Below are 11,490 nucleotides of genomic sequence, written 5' to 3' on the forward strand. Positions count from 1 at the left end.
GCCCGGCGGCGGCGCGGCGGCGGAGGCACCGATGCGCCCGGCATCGACGTGCGCGGCCCAATCGATCCAGGCGCGGCGATCGCGCTCGGGCGCGAGATCGATGCGGTCGCGGACGAGCGGCGCGGGCGGGAAGGCCGGCGCGCTCATTGCAAGGCTCCGTCGTAACCGGAGGGGCGATAGCCCAGCACCATCTTCAGCCTGACGAGGCAATCCTCCGCCTCCGCATCTTCGGCGAAGGACGTGGCGAGGATCTCGCGCGCCGCATCGGCGACGATCTCGCCCGCCGGCCCAGGATGAAGCTTGTGCGCGAGCGCTACGATCGCGTCGCCGAAAAGATCGCCTTCGAAATCGGGATGCGTGCCGGGAGCCATAAGACGTGTCCTTTCAAAGAGTCGTTCGGAAGGACGGACCAGCTATCACATGTCGGGGGTTGTAGGACAGCAAAAAGGTTCGTGTTATGTTCTTTTTCGCTTGCGACTGTTGCCGATTCGCTTCAGAATGGGGCCTATGGTCACGACTCATCTCGTTCCCGCAGACATCGCCGCACGGTACGAGGTCCATGAATGGCGGAACGCGACGGGCGTTCTGGCCACCGCTCATCCGCACGAATGGAACGAGATCGTTGCGGCGCTGCGCGCTTTCCAATTCTTTCGCAGCGAAATCCTCAAGGGTGGCGGCCGCAAGAGCGTGATCGCCTCACGGTTCGATGGCTTCCTCACGGAGCGCGGCTGGGCGGAGAAGAAGTTCGCGACACGGATCCGCGTGGATCAGGAAGAGCGGGATTCGCCGACCCACAAGGTCGATTGCTTCAAGGGGCGCGTCGGCCTTGAGATCGAGTGGAACAACAAGGATCCCTTCTTCGATCGCGACCTTAACAATTTCCGCTTGCTGTTCGATCTGCGTGTGATCGACGTCGGTGTGATCCTCACGCGATCCAGCCATTTGCAGGCGATCTTCCGGTCGCTCGGCAAGAAGGTCGCCGACAAGTATGGCGCCTCGACGACCCACATGGACAAGCTTCTGCCGCGCCTGGAAGGCGGCGGGGGTGGCGGCTGTCCGATACTTGCTTTCGGCATCACGCAGAACCTCTATGTCGAGGATGCGATACCGATCGAGCCGGCTGAACAAGGGGATAGTTACGATGACGCCGAGTGAGGATTTCGCGCAGGCGACACGCGGACGCAAGTTCAAGACGATCCTAGCCGATCCGCCGTGGCGCTTTCAGAACCGCACCGGCAAGATGGCGCCCGAGCATCGCCGGCTTTCGCGCTACGGCACGATGGAGCTGGACGAGATTTGTGCGCTGCCGGTGGCGGGCGTCGCCGCCGATCCGGCGCATCTCTATCTGTGGGTGCCGAACGCGCTGTTGCCCGAGGGGCTAGCGGTGATGAAGGCGTGGGGGTTCGAGTACAAATCGAACATCGTCTGGCACAAGATCCGCAAGGACGGCGGATCGGACGGGCGCGGGGTCGGCTTCTATTTCCGCAACGTCACCGAGCTGGTGCTGTTCGGCGTGCGCGGCAAGAATGCGCGGACGCTGCAACCGGGTCGCAGCCAGGTCAACCTGCTCGGCACGCGCAAGCGCGAGCATAGCCGCAAGCCCGACGAATTCTACGATATCGTTGAGGCGTGCAGCCCGGGGCCGAGGCTGGAGATGTTCGCGCGTGGGGCGCGGAAGGGCTGGACGGCGTGGGGCAATCAGGCCGAGGAATATGAGATCGGGTGGGACACCTACGCGCATAACTCGCGGCGTGGGGGTGCGGTGGAATGGGTCGAGGCGGCGGAGTAGATGTGGTGCAGGTCAGCCGCAAGTGGAAGGTTGTAGGAAACTATGTAGCAACGATGCTAATCGGATTGGTGGCAGGTGTTCTTGGTGCTGCCTCTACGAGGCAATTTGGCACGAGTTCTTACACACTATCCTACGCCGACTTTGTGTCTATAATGCTTACGTGCTTGGGTGTTATGTTAACAGCAGTAACGCTTTTCGTTGGCGCACTGGCGGTTGTTGGCTGGACATCTATCGAAACTAAACTGCGCCAACATTCTATAGACTATATAGGTTCAGAACTACAGGAGGGTCGACCACTAAGGAGTCTCGTTCAACTGGCAGTCCGCGAAGCGGTTTACGAAGGCGTATCTCCCCGGGAAGATGACGGGAATGACGATCAGGAAGAGAGTGGATCATGATAAATGTTGAACAGCAAGCCATATTGGATAGCTATACAGCCCAGATCCCAGTTCCTGTAGGTAAACTTGCTAGTGATCTTGGATTGCCGATCGGGCTTGCTGCGCTGAGCCCAAGCATTTCGGGTTTGATAGAACCCGACGTAAACGCTCCAAGCGGATTTCGTATAAGAGTTAATCGCTATGAGACGGATGAACGCCAGCGGTTTACGATTGCGCATGAGATTGCTCATTACCTCCTGCATCGCGACTACATCCGCAGTGGGGTAGTGGACTCCGTAATGTATCGATCTAGCCTTAGCTCAGCGCGGGAAGCTGAAGCTAACAGACTTGCTGCGAATATCGTAATGCCTTACAGTAGAGTAATGGATGAGCTAAAAAAGCTGGGAGGAAAGCGGGATGAGATTTCTGCCGCAGCAATAGCAAGGACGTTTCGAGTTTCATTGCCTGCCATGAAAGTTAGATTAGAGATCAAGTAGGATGCTTCAATCCGCACAATACGTGTCTGTCTTGTTCTCAAAGCGTGCGGAGATCAAGGCACTAAAGCATCTCGACAAAGCGACAAGAGATAGATTATTTCCTGTTGTTGGTGTTCGACCTTGGCCAAATGCTAAGCAACTAACTGCTATAGAAGATCGTCTTGCAGATGCTTTCGGAGGTTATCGATATGGCTGTGATCTTGATACCGCAAAAAGAGGTTTTGTAAATTGCCATCCTGCAGCAGAGCAATTTGAGGCCCTCTTTCAACCAGAGAATGCGTTCAGAAACTACTATGATTTCGTCGCGTCGGTTCAGGAGCGCGTTCCCGTCTTAAGAGCTGACGGAAGCGGGTTCACTCAAATTGAAAACCAGCTTGGCATTGCCACAGAACTTGGACGCGGTCTTGTTATAAGATTGCAGCCAAATTCCGGAATTAATCTTCAGGACGTTCTTCACACAGGACTGTTAGTTCCAGATGATGTCCTATTTGTAGTTGATGCTGGTTGGTCTCTTGATGTTTTGTCTCAAGAGTTTTGGATGTCAAGCCGAATTTCAGAGATTACGGATTGGGATAACTCGGTAGACGTAGTGGCGATGTCAAGTAGCTTTCCAAACTCCTTCAGTCATATAGACAAAAAAGGTCATTTTTTAATAGACGATCGAGAGCTATTTAACCGCCTCGTAATCCGACATAATGCCGCTAAGTTAGTATACGGAGACTGGGGTAGTACCAGACTTTCTGAAGAACAAGGAGGGGGTACTCATTACGATCGGATTGACACCGCTAGATCCAACGATTGGATTTCCTACCGACAGACCGATACAGACGTCGGATATGCTGTTCTAGCTCAAAGAGCTAAAGACGACGCTGCTTGGGCGACATTGCCAGACTGCTGGGGTAAACATGTCATCGATTGTACGGCGCTTGATATTCCAGGAAAAATATCTGGTACGGAAAGCGCTATAGCTGCTCGCGTAAACATGCATCTGACGGCTCAGGCAAATCTTGGACTATCTGTACCAGTAGCAGACGAGCCGTACATCGATCCATTCTAAGCTACTCCGCTGCCGCCTGCTCACTTTTTTGCCCTAACAATGAAGCCAAATACCGCCCCGTGTAACTCCGCGCCTCCTTCACCACAGTCTCCGGCGTCCCCACCGCGACGATCTCGCCGCCCTTGTCGCCGCCCTCCGGCCCCAGGTCGATGATCCAGTCGGCGGTCTTGATGACCTCGAGGTTGTGCTCGATCACCACCACGGTGTTGCCCTGCTCGACGAGCGCGTGGAGGACTTCGAGCAGTTTGCGGACGTCGTCGAAGTGGAGGCCGGTGGTGGGTTCGTCGAGGATGTACAATGTGTTGCCGGTGGCGCGGCGGCTGAGTTCCTTGGCGAGCTTGACGCGCTGCGCCTCGCCGCCCGAGAGCGTCGTCGCCTGTTGGCCGACCTTGACGTAGCCGAGGCCGACCTCGGCGAGCATCGCCATCTTCTCGCGGATGCTGGGCACCGCCTTGAAGAATTCGACCGCATCCTCGACCGTCATGTCGAGCACGTCGGCGATGCTGCGGTCGCGGAACTTCACCTCCAGCGTCTCGCGATTGTAGCGCGCGCCGTGGCAGACGTCGCAGGTGACGTAGACGTCGGGGAGGAAGTGCATCTCGATCTTGAGCACGCCATCGCCCTGGCACGCCTCGCACCGCCCGCCCTTGACGTTGAAGCTGAAGCGGCCGGGCTTGTAGCCGCGCGCCTGGCTTTCGGGGAGGCCGGCGAACCAATCGCGGATCTGCGTGAAGGCGCCGGTGTAGGTGGCGGGGTTACTGCGCGGGGTGCGGCCGATCGGCGACTGATCGATGTCGATCACCTTGTCGAGATGCTGGAGCCCCTCGATCTTCTCGTGATGGCCCGCGAGGATGCGCGCGCCGTTGAGCTGGCGGCTGGCGGAGGCGAAGAGCGTGTCGATCGTGAAGGTCGACTTGCCCGATCCCGAGACGCCGGTGATGCAGGTGAAGGTGCCGAGCGGGATCGAGGCGGTGACGTCCTTGAGATTGTTGGCGCGCGCGCCCTTGACGGTGAGCTTCTTGCCCGAGCCCTTGCGGCGCTTGGCGGGGAGCGGGACCATGCGGCGGCCGGTGAGATAATCGGCGGTGAGGCTGTTTTCGTTGGCGAGCACTTCGGCGAGGCTGCCCGCGGCGATGACCTCGCCGCCGTGGACGCCCGCGCCCGGCCCCATATCGATCACATAATCGGCGGTGCGGATCGCATCCTCGTCATGCTCGACGACGATCACGGTGTTGCCGAGATCGCGGAGGCGCTTGAGCGTGACGATCAGGCGATCGTTGTCGCGCTGGTGGAGGCCGATCGAGGGCTCGTCGAGCACATAGAGCACGCCCGAGAGGCCGCTGCCGATCTGGCTGGCGAGGCGGATGCGCTGGCTCTCGCCGCCGCTGAGCGTTCCGCTCGTGCGATCGAGGTTGAGATAATCGAGGCCGACATTGTCGAGGAAGCCGAGGCGCTCGACGATCTCCTTGAGGATCGGGGTGGCGATCTGGCGCTGCTGATCGTTGAGGTGGCCCGCCATCGCGCGGAAGAAGGCGAGCGCGGGGCCGACCGCGCGGCGCGTGGAGAGGCTGATGTCCTCGCCCGCGATCTTGACCGCCAGCGCCTCGGGCTTGAGCCGCGCGCCTTGGCAGACCTCGCACGGGCGGGTGCCCTGATATTTGGCGAGCTCCTCGCGCATCCAGGCGCTCTCGGTGGCGAGCATGCGGCGCTCGAGATTGCCGATCACGCCTTCGAACGCCTTGGTGACGGTGTAGCTCTTGCGCCCGTCGATAAAGGTGAGCGGGATCGCCTTGCCGCGCGTGCCATGGAGGATGGCGTAGCGCTGGTCTTCGCCGAGCTCGTTCCAGGGGGTCTTGAGATCGAACTCATAGGCCTTGGCGAGGCTGCCCAGCACCTGCATGTAATAAGGGCTGGGGGGGTTGGACTTGGCCCAGGGGACGACCGCGCCCTGCTTGATCGACAGCGCTTCGTTGGGGACGACGAGCTCGGGATTGAAATAGAGCTTCTCGCCGAGCCCATCGCAGGCGGGGCAGGCGCCTTGCGGGGCGTTGAAGCTGAACAGGCGCGGCTCGATCTCGGCGATGGTGAAGCCGGAGACGGGGCAGGCGAACTTTTCGGAGAAGGTGAGGCGGTCGGAGATGCCTTCGGGGAGGGCGAGGCCCTTCATCGCGCCGCCGGTGGCGTTCTTGCTCCCCTCCCGCGGGCGGGAGGGGTTGGGGGTGGGTTCGCGCTCTCCATCGGCGGTGGCGTCCGAAACGGTGGCCGCCCCACCCCCGGCCCCTCCCGCATGCGGGAGGGGAGAGGCGGGCGCTTCCGCAACCACATCGACATAGGCCAGCCCCTCGGCGAGCTTGAGCGCGGTCTCGAAGCTTTGCGCCAGCCGCGTCTCGATCCCCTCCCGGATCGCAAGCCGATCGACCACCACGTCGATGTCGTGCTTGTATTTCTTGTCGAGCGCGGGGGCTTCCTCGATCTCCATCAGCGCGCCATCGATGCGGACGCGCGTGAAGCCCGCGCGCTGCCATTCGGCGAGCTCCTTGCGATACTCGCCCTTGCGCCCGCGCACGACGGGGGCGAGCAGGTAGAAGCGCGTGCCCTCGGGCAATTGCATCACGCGATCGACCATCTGGCTGACGGTCTGCGAGGTTATCGGCAGGCCGGTGGCGGGCGAGTAAGGCACGCCGACGCGCGCCCACAGCAGCCGCATATAATCGTAGATTTCGGTGACGGTGGCGACGGTGGAGCGCGGGTTGCGGCTGGTCGTCTTCTGCTCGATCGAAATGGCGGGCGAGAGGCCCTCGATATGATCGACGTCGGGCTTCTGCATCAGCTCGAGGAACTGCCGCGCATAGGCCGACAGGCTCTCGACATAGCGCCGCTGGCCCTCGGCATAGATGGTGTCGAACGCGAGGCTGGACTTGCCCGATCCGGAGAGCCCGGTGATCACCGTCAGCGTCTCGCGCGGGATATCGACGTCGACATTCTTGAGATTATGCTCGCGCGCGCCGCGGACGGAGAGATGAGTCAGGGCCATGGGGCGAATTGTTCCAGATTTGTTCGGATGGGGCAAGCGCCGGGCAAGCGGTGCCGAGATAGGGAGCGGGTAGCGAATTTCCAGCTTCCACGGCCCATCCCCGCCGCGCACGCGATGGTTGGTCCGAATCGGAAGCTTTTTTTCTTGGCACGTCGGAAATCAACGATAGCCTGCGCGCCGGGAAGAACGGGGGTAGCTATGAATCGGACCGGATTGGCGGGCGTGCTGGCGTGCGCGTCACTGTTGCAAGGATGCGCGACCTATAGCTTTGCGCCGCCCAAGGTGGAGATGGCCAACGAATCCGATGCGAGCGCCAATTTCAAGCCAGGCTGCGGCGTCCAGCCCACGAGCACGCCTATCGCCCACAGCATCGACGGCGCCGGCAAGTTGATCGACAATTTCCTTTATGCCTATCGATGTGCCGAGCACCATGTCGCCAATGGTCGACAGCATTTCGAGGTGCCCGCGATGGCGATCGCGATAGGGGGTGCGGCCGCGATGGCGGCAGGCGCGCCGGCGGGCGTCGCGATCGGCACCGGGGCGGCAACCGCCGGGCTCAACGGATTCAAGGGCTATTACGCACCGAAGGATAAATTGCCCATCCTGGCCGCGTCGGTCGATGCGCTGGTCTGCATCAAGAACCAGTCGGTCGGCGTGGATGCCTACGGGACGACGCTGCTGGACAAGACGACGCCGCCACAGGGTGCGCGTGGCGCGGTCAGGGCAGATCCCGGTTCCGGCACCGCCGTCGCGATCAAGGCGGTCGATCAATATTATGAGCTGATCGTAAGTGCGCTGCTGTCGGTCGAGAATGTCGCCGCGCAGCGCCTGAGCAGCGCCGGCGGCTATTCGCCCGACGCCATCATCACCGAATTCAAGGCGATCGAGCAGAAGCGGAAGGAACAGGAGGAAGCCGACAAGAAAAACCTGGACAAGGCGAAAGCCGATGCCGGCGCCGCGGCGATCGCGAACACCGCGCTTTCAGATGACGTCAAGACGGTCGAGGACGGCAAAACCGAAACCAGGGCAATCGAAGTCGCGGAAGGCGAGAAGAGCGGGCAGGCGCAGGCTACCCCCGACGCCGCCGAACTGCTGATGAAATATCGGACCAAGCTCGATTTGCCGAAGGGCATGTACGATCAACTGCAACTGCCGAACAAAATGCTCGCCCTCACGCCGGCGAAGAAACCGATCGTCGTACAAGCCAACAGAAAGGCACAGGACGCGGTGGCGGCCGGCCAGAAACTGACGGTGGCAAAAGCCGCACTTTCCGAAACCCTGCTTTATATCGGCGACATGCAGGTCAAACTCAACGAGTGCGTGCTGCGCGCCAAGATCTGACGAGAGTCTCCCAAGATATGGATGCCGACGGTTGCACCCTTGTGCATGCGGCTAACTGTATTATGTTGGTGAGACAGTCAGGACAGGCGCCACGCGATGGGCAAGAAGAAGAGCGAGAAGAAGCCGGGCAAGCTGCCCAAGCGGATCGCGGGCGTGAAGCTGCCCAAGGAGGCGCGGCGGCAGGCCGAGCGCGCGATCGCCGAGCTCAGGCAGCCGATCGTCCGCGAGATGATCGCCGGCGCGCTGGGGATGGCGGCGAATGCGATGGCCAAGCAGGCTAGCGCGGCGCGGACGGCGCCGCATTGCGCGCCGAAAGCGGAAGCCGAGCCGAAGCCCGCCGGCGCCAAGTCCGGCGGTGAGCAATTCGCCGAGATCGCGGCGGGCCTTGCGGTGGCGGGGCTGGGCAGGCTGTTCGAGAAGATGTCGGCCGCCAATGAGGCCGCGAAGAAGCCGGAGTCCAAGGGATAGAGGTTGCCCCGTTCGAGCTGAGACGTCACCCGGCCTTGAGCCGGGGTCCCGCTTCTTCAGCGTTTGCAGGCAGCGGGACCCCGGATCAAGTCCGGGGTGACGAGAGTGCAACGTCAACAGGACGGACGCTAAGGCCCGATATTTTAACCGTCGTTCCGGGCTCGGCCCAGGATCCCGCTGCCTTGCCTGCCGACGAAGAAGCGGGGCCCCTGATCAAGGCCGGGGTGACGATCGAGGTGGCTTATCGTGCGTAGATCGCCATCGCGGTCCGCCGGAAGGCCGCGCCGCTCGCGGGGCGGGAATAGAACATGTGGCCGCCGGCGAAGAGGGCGAGGTGGATGCGTTCGGGCTGGCCGAAGCTCGGCATCTGATCGACGATCAGGCGGCTGGCGAAATAGGGGCAGGAGAGGTCGTCCATGCCGTGGGCGATGATCACCGCCATCCTGGGATCGGCAGCGACCGCGCGGCGGAGATCGGCGACGGAGGCGTCGCTGTTGTCGCGGTCCCACAGGCGGTTCACGGTATAGGACAGCAGATTGTAGCGCGCATCGACCTTGTAGCCGACCTGATTGGTGATGAGATCGACCGCCGCGCCCGTCACCGGCGCCATGCTGGCATCGAGGATCGGATCGCCCGAGCGCTGCTCCACCGCCGCCGGGAAGGGATCGTAGCCGGTGACGTTGCTGTCGTAGACCGAGCCGATCTTGCCTTCCTCGCGATGGATCTCGCGCAGATAGGTGCGCACGCCGATCCGCCCTTCGAGGCGGCGGACGAGCGCGGGATCGAGCCCGGTATAGGCCGAGACCCTGGCGGCGAGGCGCTGTACCGCCTGCGGATCGGCGCGGCCGCGGAACAGATCGGTGGCGAATTCGCCGCGCGTGTAGGCCTCGACGTCGGCGAGGCTTTGGGGGCCGGCGAGCTTGCCCTGGCGTTCGAGGAAGGCGGCGGTCATAGAGGGCAGCGAGACCATGTACGGCAGCGGCGACAGCGCATTCTCGTCATCGTCGATCGCCTGCGGATTGAGATAGGGCGAGACCATGATGATCCCCGCCGGGCCCAGCCCGAGCCGGCTCTGCATGTAATAAGCGAGGCGCGGCACGCGGAAGCCGCCGTAGCTTTCGCCGATGATATATTTGGGCGCGGTCATCCGCTTGTTCCCGACCAGCCAATCGAAGACGACGCGGCCGAGATATTCGATGTCGGCCTTGGCGGTGTAGAAGTCGCGCTTGGTGCCCGCCTCGTCCTCGAGACTGCGGCTGAAGCCCGTGCCGATCGGATCGATGAAGACGAGATCGGTGAAATCGAGCCAGCTATCGGGATTGTCGCCGGGGCGCGCGGGATCGGAGGGCGCGTTGCCCTCGGCGCCGAACTGGACGCGCTTGGGGCCGATCGCGCCGAAGTTGAGATAGGCGGAGGCGGCGCCCGGGCCGCCGTTGAACGCGAAGGTGACGGGTCGGTTGGCGCCGGGCACGGTGTAGGCGGTGTAGATCACCTCGCCGATCCTCTTGCCCTTGTCGTCGGTCACCGGGATCGCGCCGATCGTCGTCTGATAGGCGATCGTCTTGCCGGCGATGACGGCGGACTGGCGGATCGACCTGTCGGCGGGAAGCGGGGGCAGCGCGATATCGGCCTTGGGGGCTCCGGGTTTCTCGGGCGCGGGATCGGCGGCGAGGAGCGGCGTGGCGAGCAGGGCCAGTGCCGCGGCGAGGAGCAGGCGCATGAAGATTCCGTTCCGATTCGATACGGCCGCGACACTGTTGCACGGGGCCCGCGAGGGCAAGCGGAACGGGGCGCGGCGGCGGGGCGTTTACCCCGGTATCTTATGGGAGCGGCATGATGAGCGACGACAAGGCAGAGACACCGGCGATGACCGACGTGCGCACCGCCCACGACGCCACCGACAACAAGGCGCTGAAGCGCAATCCCGGCGACGAGGACGCCAAGCTGGACGTCGCGCTCGACGAGAGCTTTCCGACCTCCGACGCGCCATCGAACACCCAGCCGGGCAAGGGCAAGGATCCAGCACCCTCCTCGGGCTATGATCCCGAGGCCGAGGCGAAGATCGCGGCGGATTCGCACTGATCCCGACTTTCCTGGGGATAAGTCCGACTCATTTCTGCAACAGTCGGGTGCTAGAGCGCCAGAGCGCTCACCTTATGTTGCATCGCAGCAGCAACTGTGATTCATTCCGATCCGCGAGCCGTTAAGGGTTAAGTGCCCGGCAACTATCGTCGTGGCATACTCCTTTCGGCTTTCGGAGCGGGAGGGCGAGATGAGTGAGCGTTTACGGCCGGCCGACGGGACGATGTCCCTTGCTGAAATGAAGGAATTCGCGGGCTTTTCGTCCTCGACGCAGCGCTATATCCGCCGATCGCTCGATATCGGGCTGTCGCGCACCGATGCGATGGCGCGATGGAGCCGCGATGTCGTCGAGGCGGCGAGCATCAAGGCGCAGGCGCGAATCTACTGCCGGCTCGATCACATCCGCGATCATGTTCCCGACGATAGCGGGCTCGATCAGATGGAGCCCTTCTTCTCGCCATTGGTGACGATCACCGCCTTCGATCTGGGGCAGGGGCGGCTGACGAGCTTCGCCTCGTACCGCTTCCTCTACGAACGGCTGATCGCGGGTTCGGTGCGGCCGTGGCTGCCCGGCGCCTTCTGCGCGGCGGCGGCGCTGCCGCACCTGCATCCCGAGAAGCGGCGCACCCTGCTGCAATCGATCAGCGAGGCGGCGGCGACCGCGCCAGGCTGGTCGAACCGCAGCCCGAGCTTCTATCCGGAGTGGGTCGACAAGATCGAGGTGGCGCTGCCGAACTGAGGGCGTGTTTGGAAACTCGCGGAAGTGCGAGTTTCAGGCGGCACCGGCCCGCACCCCCACCCGACCTCCCAATCAGGATATTCTGTGGGAGGTCGGGTGGGGGAGC

General features: G+C 62.4%; 11 protein-coding genes. 8 read left to right on the forward strand and 3 right to left on the reverse strand.

Annotated features, from left to right (window positions below; all coding sequences use genetic code 11):
- Nucleotides 1–143 precede the first annotated feature (143 nt).
- A complete protein-coding gene (locus tag HUU94_RS09685) occupies nucleotides 144–371 on the reverse strand; it encodes a hypothetical protein (protein ID WP_174274880.1) in 228 nt (75 codons plus the stop codon).
- A gap of 49 nt (nucleotides 372–420) precedes the next feature.
- Here HUU94_RS09685 and HUU94_RS09690 point away from each other — a divergent pair, with 49 nt between their 5' ends.
- From HUU94_RS09690 to HUU94_RS09705, 4 genes are all read left to right on the forward strand, one after another.
- Nucleotides 421–1,155, forward strand: coding sequence for a BglII/BstYI family type II restriction endonuclease (locus HUU94_RS09690; protein ID WP_217429601.1), 735 nt, complete (start codon nucleotides 421–423; stop codon nucleotides 1,153–1,155).
- Nucleotides 1,142–1,789 carry an MT-A70 family methyltransferase gene (locus tag HUU94_RS09695; RefSeq protein WP_174274881.1) on the forward strand — a complete coding sequence of 216 codons (648 nt, stop codon included), beginning with the start codon at nucleotides 1,142–1,144 and terminating at the stop codon, nucleotides 1,787–1,789. Before HUU94_RS09690 ends, HUU94_RS09695 begins: the two co-directional genes overlap by 14 nt.
- 394 nt (nucleotides 1,790–2,183) lie before the next feature.
- Entirely contained in the window at nucleotides 2,184–2,663 is a 480-nt protein-coding gene (locus HUU94_RS09700) for an ImmA/IrrE family metallo-endopeptidase (protein WP_174274882.1), read from the forward strand.
- A 1-nt stretch (nucleotide 2,664) separates the two neighbouring features.
- Complete coding sequence (locus HUU94_RS09705; protein WP_174274883.1) at nucleotides 2,665–3,720, forward strand: beta family protein; 1,056 nt, start codon at nucleotides 2,665–2,667, stop codon at nucleotides 3,718–3,720.
- A gap of 1 nt (nucleotide 3,721) precedes the next feature.
- Here the strand turns inward: HUU94_RS09705 and uvrA are convergent, their stop codons facing one another.
- Nucleotides 3,722–6,754, reverse strand: coding sequence for an excinuclease ABC subunit UvrA (uvrA, locus tag HUU94_RS09710; protein ID WP_174274884.1), 3,033 nt, complete (start codon nucleotides 6,752–6,754; stop codon nucleotides 3,722–3,724).
- A 213-nt stretch (nucleotides 6,755–6,967) separates the two neighbouring features.
- Here uvrA and HUU94_RS09715 point away from each other — a divergent pair, with 213 nt between their 5' ends.
- On the forward strand, nucleotides 6,968–8,095 hold the full coding sequence (locus HUU94_RS09715; RefSeq protein WP_174274885.1) for a hypothetical protein: 1,128 nt from the start codon (nucleotides 6,968–6,970) through the stop codon (nucleotides 8,093–8,095).
- 96 nt (nucleotides 8,096–8,191) lie between these two features.
- Entirely contained in the window at nucleotides 8,192–8,563 is a 372-nt protein-coding gene (locus HUU94_RS09720) for a hypothetical protein (protein ID WP_174274886.1), read from the forward strand.
- Nucleotides 8,564–8,804: 241 nt separating this feature from the next.
- On the opposite strand, the gene HUU94_RS09725 is transcribed toward HUU94_RS09720, so the two are convergent.
- Nucleotides 8,805–10,283 carry a S10 family peptidase gene (locus HUU94_RS09725; protein ID WP_174274887.1) on the reverse strand — a complete coding sequence of 493 codons (1,479 nt, stop codon included), beginning with the start codon at nucleotides 10,281–10,283 and terminating at the stop codon, nucleotides 8,805–8,807.
- Between the two features lie 116 nt (nucleotides 10,284–10,399).
- Here HUU94_RS09725 and HUU94_RS09730 point away from each other — a divergent pair, with 116 nt between their 5' ends.
- Complete coding sequence (locus HUU94_RS09730) at nucleotides 10,400–10,645, forward strand: hypothetical protein (RefSeq protein WP_254602116.1); 246 nt, start codon at nucleotides 10,400–10,402, stop codon at nucleotides 10,643–10,645.
- A gap of 190 nt (nucleotides 10,646–10,835) precedes the next feature.
- Entirely contained in the window at nucleotides 10,836–11,384 is a 549-nt protein-coding gene (locus HUU94_RS09735) for a hypothetical protein (RefSeq protein WP_174274889.1), read from the forward strand.
- Nucleotides 11,385–11,490 lie beyond the last annotated feature (106 nt).

Source organism: Sphingomonas bacterium (assembly GCF_903644055.1).
GTDB lineage: Bacteria > Pseudomonadota > Alphaproteobacteria > Sphingomonadales > Sphingomonadaceae > Sphingomonas_I.